Source organism: Exiguobacterium sp. SH5S4, from assembly GCF_004337045.1.
Classification (GTDB): Bacteria; Bacillota; Bacilli; order Exiguobacteriales; family Exiguobacteriaceae; genus Exiguobacterium; species Exiguobacterium aurantiacum_A.
In genome coordinates, this window is the sequence record NZ_SJUQ01000002.1 from 190,055 (window position 1) to 205,475 (window position 15,421).

Annotated in this window: 14 protein-coding genes; all 14 read right to left on the minus strand. The window is 52.2% G+C overall.

All coding sequences use genetic code 11. The annotated features are described in order from the left end of the window. Positions 1-3: 3 nt before the first annotated feature. Positions 4-471: a cell division protein SepF gene (locus EVJ32_RS02175; RefSeq protein WP_070327553.1), complete on the minus strand. Its 468-nt coding sequence runs from the start codon at positions 469-471 to the stop codon at positions 4-6. Positions 472-494: 23 nt separating this feature from the next. Next, the gene (locus tag EVJ32_RS02180) at positions 495-1,148 is read right to left on the minus strand and encodes a YggS family pyridoxal phosphate-dependent enzyme (RefSeq protein WP_070327554.1); all 654 of its coding nucleotides are present in this window, start codon (positions 1,146-1,148) and stop codon (positions 495-497) included. Beyond that, on the minus strand, positions 1,145-1,906 hold the full coding sequence (gene pgeF, locus EVJ32_RS02185; RefSeq protein WP_131456276.1) for a peptidoglycan editing factor PgeF: 762 nt from the start codon (positions 1,904-1,906) through the stop codon (positions 1,145-1,147). Before pgeF ends, EVJ32_RS02180 begins: the two co-directional genes overlap by 4 nt. Before the next feature lie 53 nt (positions 1,907-1,959). Further along, entirely contained in the window at positions 1,960-3,105 is a 1,146-nt protein-coding gene (gene ftsZ / locus EVJ32_RS02190; RefSeq protein ID WP_070327556.1) for a cell division protein FtsZ, read from the minus strand. Between the two features lie 47 nt (positions 3,106-3,152). After that, positions 3,153-4,442: a cell division protein FtsA gene (gene ftsA / locus EVJ32_RS02195; RefSeq protein WP_070327557.1), complete on the minus strand. Its 1,290-nt coding sequence runs from the start codon at positions 4,440-4,442 to the stop codon at positions 3,153-3,155. Positions 4,443-4,670: 228 nt separating this feature from the next. Continuing rightward, a complete protein-coding gene (locus EVJ32_RS02200) occupies positions 4,671-5,441 on the minus strand; it encodes a cell division protein FtsQ/DivIB (RefSeq protein ID WP_131456279.1) in 771 nt (256 codons plus the stop codon). Between the two features lie 13 nt (positions 5,442-5,454). After that, positions 5,455-6,531, minus strand: coding sequence for an undecaprenyldiphospho-muramoylpentapeptide beta-N-acetylglucosaminyltransferase (murG, locus tag EVJ32_RS02205; RefSeq protein WP_131456281.1), 1,077 nt, complete (start codon positions 6,529-6,531; stop codon positions 5,455-5,457). After that, positions 6,528-7,865, minus strand: coding sequence for a UDP-N-acetylmuramoyl-L-alanine--D-glutamate ligase (murD, locus tag EVJ32_RS02210; protein WP_236639464.1), 1,338 nt, complete (start codon positions 7,863-7,865; stop codon positions 6,528-6,530). Before murD ends, murG begins: the two co-directional genes overlap by 4 nt. A 15-nt stretch (positions 7,866-7,880) precedes the next feature. Further along, positions 7,881-8,840, minus strand: a complete 960-nt coding sequence (gene mraY / locus EVJ32_RS02215) for a phospho-N-acetylmuramoyl-pentapeptide-transferase (RefSeq protein WP_131456285.1) — start codon at positions 8,838-8,840, stop codon at positions 7,881-7,883. 21 nt (positions 8,841-8,861) lie between these two features. Next, positions 8,862-10,166 carry a UDP-N-acetylmuramoyl-tripeptide--D-alanyl-D-alanine ligase gene (locus tag EVJ32_RS02220; protein ID WP_201739051.1) on the minus strand — a complete coding sequence of 435 codons (1,305 nt, stop codon included), beginning with the start codon at positions 10,164-10,166 and terminating at the stop codon, positions 8,862-8,864. Between the two features lie 58 nt (positions 10,167-10,224). Then, complete coding sequence (locus tag EVJ32_RS02225; protein WP_236633991.1) at positions 10,225-12,333, minus strand: penicillin-binding transpeptidase domain-containing protein; 2,109 nt, start codon at positions 12,331-12,333, stop codon at positions 10,225-10,227. Positions 12,334-12,371: 38 nt separating this feature from the next. Beyond that, a complete protein-coding gene (gene ftsL, locus EVJ32_RS02230; RefSeq protein ID WP_083273972.1) occupies positions 12,372-12,734 on the minus strand; it encodes a cell division protein FtsL in 363 nt (120 codons plus the stop codon). A gap of 23 nt (positions 12,735-12,757) precedes the next feature. Next, the gene (gene rsmH / locus EVJ32_RS02235; protein ID WP_070327564.1) at positions 12,758-13,690 is read right to left on the minus strand and encodes a 16S rRNA (cytosine(1402)-N(4))-methyltransferase RsmH; all 933 of its coding nucleotides are present in this window, start codon (positions 13,688-13,690) and stop codon (positions 12,758-12,760) included. 168 nt (positions 13,691-13,858) lie between these two features. Then, a complete protein-coding gene (gene bshC, locus EVJ32_RS02240; protein WP_236633990.1) occupies positions 13,859-15,415 on the minus strand; it encodes a bacillithiol biosynthesis cysteine-adding enzyme BshC in 1,557 nt (518 codons plus the stop codon). Positions 15,416-15,421: the final 6 nt, after the last annotated feature.

The window sequence follows — 15,421 nt, forward strand, 5'->3', positions numbered from 1 at the left end:
CATTTACCACCCTTTACTGTTTAGTTCGTCCTCCGAAATCAAATTCGAAATCGATCCAGTCAATTCGATATTGTTCGGAGCACATAGAATCGTGTTATGTCCAATCGACGTCATCGTTCCTTCTAGGGCGTAAACGACACCCGACAAGAAGTTTACAACTTGACGAGACTGCTCTTTCGACATGCGCTGAAGGTTGACGATGACGGCACGATTTTCTTTCAACTGGTCGCCAATATCTTGTGCCTCGGCAAAGACGCGCGGTTCAGCAAGAACGACTTTCGAACGTTCTTTCTTCTTCGTGTTTAGCGCGACGAGGTTGTTCGATGGTTTCGGACGCTCCTCGGTTTTGACGAGCGCATCAGTCGTCGGTTGAGTGTTCGTCTCTGCGACAGCATACTCTTCCCCTTCATACGCGTGATTCGGATCTTCCTCAAGTCCAAAGAAGTCTTTCATTTTGTTTTTGATTGACATAACGGATTCCTCCTTAGAATATATTATTGCACAAGTACGGTCCCAATACGAACAAACGATGCGCCTTCTTCGATTGCCAACTCGTAGTCGTTAGACATACCCATCGACAATTCGTTGCATGGTGCATGTTCGAAGCGATTTGCCGCGACGCGGTCGCGCAATTCGCGTAAAGCACGGAATGTTTCACGGATCACACCTTCATCTTCTGTGAACGGAGCCATCGTCATCAGTCCGATGACCCGAATATGGCGATACTGTCTACAGTTCTCGATGAACGGGATGACTTCCTCTTTTTCAAGCCCATGTTTTGACGTCTCGCCCGATACGTTCACTTGGACGAAACAATCGATGACACGGTCGGACCGTTTGTCAATCTCTTCGGCGAGCGATAATCGGTCGAGCGAATGGATTGCGGCAACATGATCGATGACTTGTCTCACTTTGCGCGTCTGTAGACTGCCGATAAAATGGAACTTGGCGTCCGACGGCATCGCATTGACTTTCTCGAGCAAGCCTTCCGGACGGTTCTCACCGAAATCACGGACACCTTCTGCGTAAAGCGCGTTCGCGACGTCGACACCGACCGACTTCGTGACCGCAATGAGCGTCACCGCTGTTTCCGATTGAAGGTTCTCAATATTCTGTCTCACTTGTTTGACGTTATCAGCTATGCTCACAATTTCTTCTCCTTGACGAGGACGGCGGCAAATCGACGCTTGGCGTCTCCGTTCCGATACGAGAAAAAGTCTCGATTGGAAGCGGTCGATAAGTTCGACTGCGTGACGTCCATGTTTCTTTCGACAGCGAGTGTCTCATTGACTCGTTGCAATGACAGATTCGCATGACGTTCTGATTCGTTATACACCGAGGCCGCATATGCTTCGGGCGAGACGGCATTGACGGCATCGAGGACACGGCGGTCGACTTCATAATGCTCGGCCGTGATGGCCGGTCCGACGTACATCTCGATGTCGTGTTCCGGAACCCCGAGCCGAGCGAATGCGTCCGCCATCGAAGACACGATGTTTCCGACCGTCCCTTTCCATCCGGCATGAGCCATGCCGATGATTCCGTGATCTTTCGCACAAAAGAACAACGGGACGCAATCGGCGAACACGAGAGCGAGTGGCAAATCGGTAGCGGTCGTGACGAGTCCGTCAGTCGCTTGAATCGCCTCATCGTATCGATAGGCGCCTTTGCCCTTGTCCGCTTCGTCGACGGTCGCGACACGCGTCCCGTGCACTTGATCGGCCCAAACCGAATCGATAAGCGACAAGTTTGCTTCGGTGAAGAAACGTTCCCGGTTGGCAATGACTTGTTCCGCGTCATCGCCGACGTGCAGACCGACATTGCCTTCATTGTGTCCATCCGTCCGCGTCGTCACATAAGCCAGATAGCGATACGCCTCGGTTTCCCATGTATGTATGAGTTGCATACCAGTCTCCTTTTTTAGAAAAAGGGGGTGCCGAGAACGGCACCCCCTGTTGTTTAGTTACGGCGTTGTCTTACGAACGCTGGGATGTTGATCGTCTCGTCTGGGACGTCCCCACCATAGACTGGTCTATGGAAGTTCCCTTCTTCTTGTTGAGCAGGTTCAGTCGGTTTCGGTTGAACTTCTTTGTTCGCCTCAGGCTCCGCTTGTTTCTTCGGTTGCTGAAGGAACGGGTTCGTGCCTTGTGACTCTTCCGCAAACTCAGTCGCGATGACAGTGACGATGATCTCCTCGTTCAAGTTTTCGTTGATGACCGAACCAAAGATCAAGTTCACTTCTTCATCAGCGGCGCTTTGAACGATTTGAGCAGCCTCTGTTACTTCATACAAGCTGAGGCTGAGTCCACCTGTAATGTTCATCAAGACACCTTTCGCGCCTTCGATCGAAGACTCGAGCAGTGGAGATGAGATCGCCTTTTTCGCTGCTTCGATGGCACGGTTTTCACCAGTCGCCACACCGACACCCATGAGCGCCGATCCTTTTTCCGTCATGATCGTTTTCACGTCGGCGAAGTCAAGGTTGATCAAACCAGGGATGGCGATCAAGTCTGTGATCCCCTGGACACCTTGGCGAAGCACGTTATCCGCTTCGCGGAACGCTTCGATCATCGGCGTGTTCCGCTCGACGATTTCAAGCAACTTGTCGTTCGGGATGACGATGAGTGTATCGACTTTTTCTTTGAACGCTTGGATTCCGTGTTGCGCATGCTGCATCCGTTTGCGTCCTTCGAACATGAACGGTTTCGTGACGACACCGACTGTGAGCGCTCCGATTTCTTTTGAAATCTCAGCGATGACTGGTGCAGCGCCCGTACCTGTTCCCCCACCCATACCGGCAGTGACGAAGACCATATCGGCACCGTCAAGTGCTTCGATCAATTGCTCACGGCTTTCTTCAGCCGCTTTCTTACCGATGTCCGGGTTCGCACCGGCACCAAGGCCGCGTGTCAATTTAGCGCCAAGCTGAAGCTTGACGTCCGCTTTCGACATATTGAGTGCTTGTGCGTCTGTATTGACCGCGATGAACTCGACACCTTGCACTCCGTGCTCGATCATTCGGTTGACGGCGTTTGAACCACCACCACCGACTCCAATTACTTTAATTTTTGCTACGGCGTCAATCGCCTCATCAAAGTACATCATTTCAGGTATCCCCCTACGTAATTTCCAATTGTTAACACATCATCAGCTTACACGCCAAATAATTTTTCCATTAAACGCCCGAATCCATTTTTAGATTCGCGCTCTGTTGTTTCAGGCTCGTCATCACGATCGATGTCGCGTTCTGTCCCGCCAGTTGGTGTCGGAACAGTCACGCGCTCATCTGGCTTCTCAAGTTGCGACTTCGAGACATGATGGTCGCTCATGAGCACATACTTGAGAACGCCGACAGCCGTCGCGTATTTCGGATGTCTGACACCAATCGACGAAGGTTGGTAGAGTCTTGTCTTTTGACCCATGACGCGCGTCGCCAATTCCTGGATGCCAGGCAAGGCAGCCGCTCCGCCACAGAGGAGATAACCTCCGCTGAGCGGTGGAACACCTACCTTTTGCACTCTATTCAACACGAGTGTGAACATTTCCTCTATTCGCGCCTCTAAAACGTAACTAATTTCTGTTTGTGGCTCGAATGCCACTTCCCCATTAATATTCGTGAATGAGAATCCTTCAGAAGCGTCCGCCATTTCTTCGAGCGCGAGTCCGTATTCTTCTTTCGCCACTTTTGCGTCTTGGTACTTACAGTTGAGTTTATATACCAAGTCTCGCGTCATGTGGTCCCCGCCGACTGGGAGGATATACGAGTAGACGAGATCACCGCGATAAAATACAGAGACGGTCGTCTTTTCGTGTCCGATGTCGACGAGGCCGATCCCAAGGTCGATTTCATCGACGGAAGCAGCACTCATTCCGAGCGCCAAGTTACCGAGTACAAATCCTTCTAGCGTAAGGCCTGCCCGTTCAATCGAACGACGGATGCTATGTAGGACCGTTTTTGAACCCGTTACCATTTTTCCGTGCATCTCTAACCGGTAGCCGAGCATACCACGGGGATCGACGACCCCTGTCTGTTGGTCGACTGTGAACGACGTCGGGATGACATCGATGACGCTCATCTCATCCGGCAAACGCATCACTTGCGCCGAATTGATGACTTCGATGACGTCGACGTCCGTGATCTCTTGGTCTTCTCGTTTCACCGATGCGATCCCATGACACGGGGCAATTTGGATATGTTCCCCTTCGATGGCAACATATACCGAACGAACTTGATCACCGAGCGCCGCTTCGGCATGTTCGACGGCTTGCTTAATGGCTTGAACCGTTTTATCGATGTCGACGACGGCGCCACGTTTTACTCCTGCAGACGGGGCGCACCCCTCCGCCAAAATGTTAAGCGTTCCTCCGAGCAATTCGCCCACGACGAGCTTAATTTCTGACGTTCCTATATCCAATGCGGCAACATAACCGTTCGCTTCCAAAAGGGAAACACCTCCGCGCTTAAATTTCTGTTTCTGAATTTCCGTTACATTGTTACAGATATCCAAAAATATTGATAGGTCCGGCAAGATATCTCACGTCTAAGTTTACAACAAATAACATAGTGAGAAAAGGTAGAATCCTACAAATTAAGCGGTTTTGGGGTGTCAATTCGATTACAAACCATAAAAAAACAGTCCTTACGTGTCTAAGGACTGTAAAAAATCAGATTATTCTTTCGTTTTTTCGTAAGGGACGAAATAAAAGCCTCCGTCCATGACGACGGTTCCGCGTTGACCTTTTGGGATGTTTTCAAAGATATCCCCGTATTTTGAGACGGTTTGGCTCAGTTTGAACGTCGGTGTGAGCAACGTGTTTCCATCGTTCATATAAATCTCATACCGGACTGGTTCATCCTTTTTTTTCGAAAAGACGATTTCAGACATCCGGGCCCGCATCGCGTCATCGACTTGCTCGAGTTCACTTGCCACTTTCTCGAGCTCGGCGACGTCCGTGAACTCACGTAAGAGCGGACCATCCTGCAACTTCTCCGGATCATCGATTTGTCCGGTCGGGTGAAGTGATCCGTCTGCGAGCACGACGACTTCTTCTGAGTCGTTTCGCGAGTAGGCGATCATCTTCTCTTCCTCGATGTCCACGGTGACGATGTTATACCAAGACCGATCGACTTTGACGTCCCGCACTCCCGGGAGTGCGCGAATCGTCTGCTCGATGTCGTTCGGAGAGATGCGAACAATCTTTGAAGACGTGTCGAGATCCGTTCCCTCAAGGACGTAAGCTTCAGTCAACCAGTCGAGTCCGGACACATTCACTGCCTTCACGTCAGAAACCGACGTCTGCATATAGACGACGAGTGCGATGAGCACGGCAAACAAGAGTAGAATCGTCGCCAAGCGTCGATTCGCTTTTTTGCGCCGTTGGTCCTTCATATACGGAATACGATCTTCCAAACTGCGAACGGTATTCTGACGCGTCTCCATTAACTTCTCTCCTTTATCGGCTTACTTCTTCAACAAGATCGGCGAGTGATTCCGCGGCGTGCGGGAATCCTAATCGCTTCGACGCTGCGGCCATCTCGTCATGGTGATTCAAGACGTGACGGATCGACGCGACGAGCGTGGCGCCTGTCAACGCTTGCTCTTTAATCAGCTCAGCGGCACCGCTCTCGACGAGCGCCGACGCATTTTTCGTCTGATGATCCGCTGTCACGTAAGGGCTCGGGATTAAAATGCTCGGCAAACCGAGCGCAGTCAATTCCGAGATTGTCGAAGCACCGGCCCGTGAGACGACGAGACTCGCACAGGCGAGGAGTTCTGGCATATCGTAGACGTAGGGCAAGATTTGGACGTTATCTGAGCTCGGCGCTTTGGCGACGACATCGTCAAAATGCACTTTTCCGGTCACATATAAGACGTTCACAGGTTCAGTCGCGAGTTCCGGGATCGCCTCGATGACCGCTCGATTGATCGCTTCCGCCCCACGGCTGCCGCCATAGATGAGAACAATCGGTCGTTCGTCAATCCCGTACTCGGTGCGCAGTTTCATCTCGTCTGCCGTTGTCTTCAAGACCTCACTACCCCGTGGATTCCCGATGACTTGCACGTTCGCCCCTGGGAAATGTTGTTCAGAACCGGCGAACGACAGCGCGACACGATCCGCTTTTTTAGACAAAAACTTATTCGTCAGTCCCGGGATGCTGTTTTGTTCATGCAAAATCGTCGGAATACCGAGCAGTTGTGCGGTGAAGACGACAGGCCCGGACACGAAACCGCCCGTTCCGATGACGACGTCAGGTCGGAACGCTTTCATGTCTTTTCGCAATGCGAGAACCGATTGGACGAACCGATAACCCGTCTTGACGTTCTCAATCGAAAGCGACCGTTTCAAGCCACTGATTCGAATCGATTTGAACGGGATCCCCGCTCGCGGTACGAGATCGGCTTCAAGCCCGTTCTCGGTCCCGATATAGAGCACCTCTAAATCGGTATGCCGCTCTTTCAACGTATCGAGCAGGGCGAGCGCCGGATAGATGTGACCACCCGTCCCTCCACCAGAAATGATGACTCTCATCGGTTTGCCTCCTCATATGCGTTCACGAGCTTGACGAAATGTTCGCCTCGTTCTTCAAACGTCTTATATTGATCCCAGCTCGCACAGGCCGGCGACAGCAAGATCACGTCGCCTGCAACGGACTGTTCAAACGCGAGCGGCACCGCCTCGTCGAGCGTGGCGACGGCTTGCGCCGGAATGTTTTCTGATTCACTTAACGTTTTGAACCGTTCAGCCGTCTCGCCGTAAGCGATGACAGCTTTCACCCGTTTCATCGCCGGAACGAGTGATGTCAGGTCGGCTCCACGTTCGAGCCCGCCGCATAACCAAACGATCGGTGATTCGAAACCAGTGAGCGCCGCTTCGGCAGCGACGTTGTTCGTCGCTTTTGAATCGTTGTAGACGCGACGGCCAAGCACACGGCCGAGGCTCTCCGTCCGATGGGCGACGCCGCCGAACGTGCGCAAGACGTGCTCGATATGATCAGTCGGGATGTCAAACGGCTCGATCAACAAGAGCGCGGCCAATACGTTCTCGACGTTATGGGCGCCTCCAAGCGCAAGTTCTGACACCGGCATGATCCGTGCGCCATGCAAAGTGATCCATCCTGAATCGACATGCGCGTCACCGGCTTCATAGCCAAACGTTTGGGCTGAAAGTCCAGTCGGCACTCGCTTCATGACTTCTCGATCCTCACCTTTGACGACGACCCGGTCTGAAGGCGTCATGTTTTGGAACAGATTCGCTTTCGCGTCAGCGTATGATTCAAAGTCACCGTGATAGTCAAGATGGGCTTCTGACAAGTTGAGCAGTGCTGCCGAGCGGGGACGGAACGCTTCCACTCCCATTAGCTGAAAGCTCGATAGTTCGATCACGATCAGGTCGTCCGGTGCGGCTTGCGTCGCGACTTCGATGGCCGGAAACCCGATGTTCCCCGCCACGTGGACAGGACGTTCGCCACCTTTTAACAGCTCATGAACGAGCGTCGTCGTCGTCGTTTTACCGTTCGACCCGGTAATGGCGACAAAATCTGCCTCTGTTGCCAAATAAGCGAGCTCGACTTCCGTATAAATCGGGATGTGACGCGCAATCGCTTCTTCTAGTAACGGGATCTGATAAGGGATACCCGGATTCTTGACGATCAGTTCAGCTTCGTCTAACAGTTCAAGCGGATGCGAGCCGAAGACAGTTTTTACGTTTAGCGCTTCAATCTTTGCCTGCTCTGCTTCTGTTGGCTCACTGCCCGTATTGATCACTACGTCTGCGCCGACCGCCTTTAAATAGGCGGCAGCTGCGATACCGCTCCGAGCCGCCCCGAGTACGAGGACTCGCTTACCATTCCACTGTTGATTCATGTCTTCCACCATCCATTACATGAGAAGTAACGACAATACTGCCGTGATCAAGCTAATTCCACTGAACGTCAATACGATGCGCCATTCTGACCAGCCGACCATCTCGAAATGGTGGTGGATCGGACTCATCTTAAAGATCCGTTTCCCCGTCGTTTTAAACGAGATGACCTGCAAGATGACACTGAGCGTCTCGATGACAAAAATAATGCCGACGAAGACGAGCAATAATTCAAGTTTCAACATGAGGGCGAGACCAGCGACCGCTCCGCCTAAAGCGAGCGAACCCGTGTCACCCATGAAAATTTTCGCCGGGTATTTGTTAAAGACGAGGAACCCAAAGAGTGCTCCGACCGTACTAAACGCAAACCAGGCGATGCCGACTTCGTCTTGCCCTAACGCATAAATCCCAAAGAACGCAAACGTCGGGATGGCCGAGAACGAAACGAGACCGTCCAAACCGTCCGTCAAGTTGACGGCGTTCGAGAAGCCGACGAGCCAGAAGATGACGATGGCGATGTAGAACCAGCCCGTGTCAAACGCGATCGATGTGAACGGAATGCTGATTGTTGTGTCGAGCCCGCCGCCAAGCGATAAGAACCAAACGAACAACACCGAGACAATGATTTGGCCAATCAACTTTTGGAGCGATGTCAATCCAAGGTTGCGTTTGTTGACGACTTTAATGTAGTCGTCGAGGAATCCAATGATCCCGAACGCGAGCGTGACGAACAAGAGCGTCCCGAATCCGGCGACCGCTTCTCCAAACACGATCGAAACGAGAAAACCGACAAGAAGTGCGAGCAGGATGACGATCCCGCCCATCGTCGGTGTCCCTGATTTCTTTTGGTGCCAATCCGGACCCTCGTCCCGGATCTCTTGACCAAACTTTAAGTTACGAAGCGCCGGGATGGCCCGCGGCATGACGACCAATACGGTCAATAATGAGCTGATTAAGACGATTAAACTGATTAACATATTCGTACCTCACTACTCTATTTATTGGACTAAACGCTCAAGCGCAAGTCCTCGCGATGCTTTTAACAATATCACAGTCTGTGGCCGTTGATAACTGCTGAGGAGTGCTTTCGCTTCCTCTACCGTTGGGACCATCGTCACATTCACGCGCGGGTCACTGATCCCTTGTGCGATCCATTTCGCTTTGTCGCCGATCAGCACGCAATCGGTCACAGGCGCCGTGATGACGCGGCCGACACTCTCGTGCTGGGCCTGTTCATCTGTCCCGAGCTCGTACATATCCCCGAGGACGAGGACACGACGGCTAAAGCCTTCTAACGTTTTCACCGTCTCGATGGCGGCAATCATCGATGTCGGGCTCGCATTGTAGGCGTCATTGATCAAATGCGCGTCACCGAACATTTGCTTCTCCATCCGCATCGATGTCAATTGAACCCGATTCAGACCGCGTTGGATCGTCTCGTGATCAAGACCTAATTTGAGTCCGCACGCAATCGCATATGCCGCATTCCGGATTTGGTGGGCTCCGAGCACTTTTAACTCATAAAACTCGTGATTATAGCGGAAAATCGAGGCGTCAAACGTCGCTTCGACGACTTCAAGTTTCCCATCTGCCGTCGCGTCGTAACCGACTCGGTAACCTTCGTTGGCCAAAAGCGGCTCGTCGGCATCGACGATGAGCACCCCGTCCGGTTTGAGCCCGGCTTTAATCTCAAGTTTCGCTTTAGCGATCCCTGAGCGACCGCCGACTTGTTCGCCGTGCGACTCGCCGATGTTCGTCACGAACGCGACGTCAGGCTTGGTAAGCTTCGATAACAACTCGATTTGCCCAAATCCGTTCATCCCCATCTCGAGCACCGCGACTTCCGTATCACGAGGCATTCGCAGTACGGTCAGCGGCAGACCGACGTCCGAGTTGAAGTTTCCAGCCGTCTTGTGCGTTTTGAACTTTTCCCCGAGAACGACGGCAACCATGTCTTTCGTCGACGTCTTGCCGTTTGAACCGGTGATCGCGACCACGAACGGATCGATTTCAGCCAAGTATCGTGCCGCCGCTTCTTGCAGCGCCTTTAGCGGTGACTCGACCGGAATCGCCACAACCCCTTCCGGCAGCGGACGCCCCTGCTCCCAAAACGTCACGATTGCGCCTTTTTGGACGGCCGCATCGATGAAGTCGTGGCCATCGACGCGAGCCCCGATGATCGGCACGAACAATCCGTCCTCATTACCGTCCCTCGAGTCGGTCGCGACATGACGGACCTCACGTGTGTCGTCCGTCTCCATCCCAAACCAAGAAGCAAGTGTTTGTATCGTTAACTGTTCCATCCTTATTTCCTCCTGTGACAAAGGAAAAGAGAGCCGAGGCCCTCTTCATCCCTATGCGTTAGTTCGACGGTGATTGGAGCCTCACTTTGAGTGTCGCCCCGTTCTTGACCGGCTTGCCTTTCCCGATTGACTGGGAAGTGACAAAACCCGTTCCGTCTATTTCTAAATTCAATTGATAGAGCGTCGCCAATCGTTTCGCATCACGAAGCGACCAGCCTGATAGGTTCGGCATCGTGAACGAGTCCTCCGTCTTCAACAGGAGGCGCTCCCCGACGACGTACGATTGCCCTTCGACCGGGCTTTGAGCGACGACATCGTCCCCGCTACCGAGTAAGATCGGTTCGAACGAAGCGGCTTTCGCCTGCTTGACCGCCTCATCACGACCAAGCTCGACGTATGTTTCCGTCGTCTTCGTCGACGCATCGATTGTTTTTGTTTGTTTTTCCGGTTCGACGCTTCGATAGCGCAACGCCACGTCCATGACATCCTTGAACAGCGGCGCCATGATGCGCGGACCCGTCGTCGACGAGTCGCCGTTCGGTCGGTCGACCGCAATATACATGACGAGTTCCGGATCATCTTTCGGTGCCATTCCGACGAACGAGTGGATGTACTGACCGCTCAAGTACTTCCCATTTTCGGCAATTTGAGCCGTCCCGGTTTTTCCGATGACGCGATAATTATCGAGCGCATACAGTTGACCGGTTCCGAGATCACTATTGACGACACCGTCGAGTGCTTCGCGTGTCAGCTTGGCCGTTTCTTCCGTGACCGGTTGACCGACAGTTTTCGGATTGGTCGTCCGAATCGTCTCGCCCGTTTCACGGTTGACGACTTTTTTAATCACGTACGGTTGTTTCATCGTCCCATCGGTCGCAATCGCGGAAGTCGCTTGTAGGATTTGCATCGGTGTCATCGCCGTCGATTGTCCCCATGCTGTGATCAACACGTTCATCGGGCTATCGAAGTCGTATTGACTGTTCACTTCTCCCGGCAAATCGACGCCTGTTCGTTGGTCGAACTTGAACGCCTTGAAGTAATCTTCGTATCGGCCGAGTCCGAGTCGTTCATTCGCTAAAATCGAGAAGGCGACGTTCGAAGAGTGCCAGACGCCTTCCACCATAGGAATCGTACCCCATCCAGTGACGTTATAATCATTGAACACCGTCTTGCCATACTTGTAAGACCCGGATTTATACAGCTCGTTCGGGTTGTAAACACCTTCATTGATCGCTGCGGCGAGTGTGAAGATTTTCATCGTCGAACCCGGCTCAAAGCGAGATGAGACAGAGAAGTTGCTGTAAGACGTGATCTCACGGGTATTCGGATCAAAAGACGGACGATCGGACAAGGCGATGATCTCACCAGTCTTTGGATCCATGATAATCGCCGTCGCATTTTTCGGTTTATATTCTTTATACAGTTCATCCATTTTCGTATCAAGCAGTTGTTGGATGCGATGATCGAGCGTCAACTGGACGTCCGCCCCGTCTTCCGGGTCGATTTTTAGTTGTTCATCGCTCGACACGAGCTGTCGGCCTGCTAAATCTTTCTCGAAACGATATAAACCGTACGATTCACTCAGCACGTCATTGAGCGATTTTTCGATTCCAAGTTCTCCGACGAGTTCGATGCGCCCATTTTGATCAATCTTTTGGGCGTAGCCGACGACGGATGAAGCAAAGACTTTATTCGGGTAATAGCGTTTCGGTTCTTCCACGAACGTGATGCCCGGAATCTCAAACGCATCGATCGCTTCTTTTTGTTCGACCGTCAAATCCCGGCCCGGTACCCCGAACTCAATTTGACCGCGATCGACATTTTGTTCGAGCCGTTTCAAAATATCGGCTTCGGTCATCGGGATGACCGTCGCAAGCTCTTTAGACGCGTCCTTGAACTCGTCAGGCAAGAGCGTCTTGTTTTCGACCCGCTCTCCCCCTAACTTCAAGACCGCGACAATCCGGTAGGACGGGATATTGATCGCAATCGGTTGCCCGAACCGATCAAAAATCTCTCCACGCTCCGCCTTAAGTGTACTGACAGCCTTCCAGCGCTCTTCTTCAGCGAAAGCGAGCATGTTCTCCCCTTTGTACGTCTGAAAGACGGACAAGTAGAGGAACCAGCCAACAAAAAATAAAAAGAGTGGTGTGAAGCAAACGATCGCCACCCACGCCACTCTTTTTTTACTCTGTTGTAGAGAATTCATCAGTCGATCACCAAAACATTCTTTTCATTGAACTGCATGCCGAGCTTGTCAGCAATCGCATAAATTCTCTCAGGTGAGCTTAGTTGGGCAATCTCATACTTCAGTTCTTCATTCTCTTTCGAGATCGTGTTCATCTCTTGGTTGATGACAGCCGTATCTCGCATAATATTGTACGCTTCGTTATGTTTCGACACCGTGATGCCACCGAACAAGACGACCGAGAAAATCATCGTCGGGTACAGGATGGATTCGAACAAGGTCAACGTACGTCGTTTCGGAGCTGGTATTGGTCGTTCTTGCGGAATCGGATTTCGATTCGGTGAAATTTGAGGCTGCAGAGCCTTGCGGGCAGCTTCTGGCATCAGGTATCCCTCCTACGTACAATCTATTTTTGTTTTTCAGCGATCCGAAGTTTGGCCGACCGGGCCCGGCGGTTGTCTTCAAGTTCGTTATCTCCGGCAGTGATCGGCTTGCGTGTGATCAGCTTCAATTCCGGTTCGAACTCTTCTGGGATAATCGGCAATCCTTTTGGCAACTGTGGATACTGGCTCTTCTCTTTGAAAACCTGCTTACAGATGCGGTCTTCAAGTGAATGGAACGTGATCACACAAATCCGTCCACCGATGGCGAGCATGTCAATCGCGTCTTGGACGGCACGATCGAACACGTTCAATTCGTCGTTCACAGCGATGCGGATCGCTTGGAACGTCCGTTTCGCCGGATGGCCGCCTTTGCGTCGCGCCGGCGCCGGAATTGCGTCTTTAATCAATTCGACGAGTTCGAACGTCGTCTCAATCGGCTTGACGGCACGGGCTTGTTCGATTTTACGCGCAATCTGTTTCGAGAACTTCTCTTCCCCGTATGTAAAGAAAATGCGGGCGAGGTCCCCGAACGGCCATTCGTTGACGACGTGATACGCCGAAAAATCTCGTGACCGGTCCATTCGCATATCGAGCGGAGCATCAAAATTATAGCTAAAGCCGCGTTCTGCCTCATCTAACTGTGGTGAAGAGACACCGAGGTCAAATAATACTCCATCGACTTGTGTCACACCTCGTGCCGCTAACTCATCTTTCAGATGGACGAAGTTGCTCTTTATAAACGTAACCCGGTCCTCATATGGAGCCAAACGCTCAGCGGCGTGCGTGAGTGCGACATCGTCCTGGTCGAAGGCGTAAAGATGGCCCGTCGTCAGGCGTTTCACAATCTCTTCGCTATGACCGGCTCCCCCTAACGTACAATCGACGTAAATTCCGTCCGGTTTGATGTTCAGTCCATCAACAGACTCCATTTTTAAAACCGTTTCATGCTCAAACATACAAAAACCCTCTCAACCTACATTTTTCAACTAGTTTATTACATTTACTTTATCATAAAAATGTCAAGCTACGCATTGGTTTTTAGCGAAAATAGGAAACAAAAAGGTAACAAACAAAAAATGGTTCTCCAAACAAGTGGAGAACCTCGATCATTTACGATTTCACAATCAGATTTTGACTAAACAGCGCTCCCATTCCGCCTGTTCATAGGCGGCGCGTAACCGAACGAATAAATCGTCTCCGTGACGATTCATCAGTGGGACCATCGACCAGATCCGCTCTTGCGGTGCGTCCATCGGCAGCAAGCGTGTCGACAGATGGATCCGGCGTCGATTCAAACGATACTGCTCGCGCTTCGCCTCGGCCCGCATCTCGTCAGCGAGACGGTCAAGGATATGCCGCGCGTTCGTCTCAAAGCGATGCCCGCGCTTTCCTGCCTCATGCCCGATTGCTTCAGACAGCGTGCGGTAGGCATACAGACTTTGGTCAAACGACTCGTCATCGAACGAATGGTCCGGGAGCGGATTCGTCAAGTAATCGACGAGCGTGGTCCCTTCTTGAGCGAGTTTTTTCTCGTCGTTCGTCGACATGACAACAGCGCCAAGTCTCGGGATCAACAACGGCATCTTCCAACCGAATACATGAAACAACGGACGAAGTTGGAGCCAATAGGCGATTTCACCCGGACCGGCGACGTATGCGAGCGTCGGGAACAAGTAATCTTGCATGAGCGGCCGGGAGACGACGTTATTCGAGAACCGTTCGGGATGCTCGTCAATTTCGTGTAACAGTTCCGCCTCCGTGAAGCGGTGACCGCGTTTCGTCGTGAAGACATCTCGTTCTTTCGTCAACAATTCACGCGTCCCGTCATGATAAAACACGTGGGCCGCATCGCGGTTCAGTTCTACGGACGGCATGCCGTCCTCGAATGAGTCGCGGAGCACTTCGTGCATGCGGTCGTGTTGCACGATCAACTGTTTGAACGCCTCACGTTCGAGCCGACGTACGTCAGGCTGATGCGGGTCGAACAGGAGAAAATCGTTCCCGACGAAACGTCGCATCATCTTCCCAAAAAATTGTGCGAACGAATGACTCGCTTGGAGTAAGGCGACAAGCTCACGATAAAGCGTCGCCGTATGGACAGTCTCTGTCTCCGACACGAACAGACGTTGCAACATTTGGACGAGTTCGATTTTGAGACGGTCGAATTCGAGTTCTCCGACCGATGCTTTCCCTGCGAGCGGAACGGTCGATAACGCTTCTTTCCGCAGTTGCCGTGACAACGGCTGGGGGGCGTACACATGGTTGATCTCGGCGAAGTCATGATCCTCGGTCGCCATCCAAAAAATCGGGATGACCGGCTTACCGAGCACGGCCTCCGCCTGTTTCGCTCGTTTGAGCACGGTTAACAGCTTATACACCGCAAACAACGGGCCCCCGAAGACGCCGACTTGCTGTCCGGTCACAATCGTGAACGCCTCGCCTTTCGCGAGCGCGTCGAGTTTTGAGTCAAGCACGTCCGAGAGCGGACCGTGAACCGTCTGTTGCGCCCGAAGAATCTCTGCTAACGATTCCAGATGCGGGTATGAGCGTCCTTCAAGCTCGCTCGCTCGAGCTTCGAGCTCGTCCATTCCTTTATAGTCCAGCCACTTCGTATATCCCGCTTCGATTTGGATCATCGGGGAAGATGGACTGTACATGGCGTCTAGCGACTCTATCCTCACGTATAA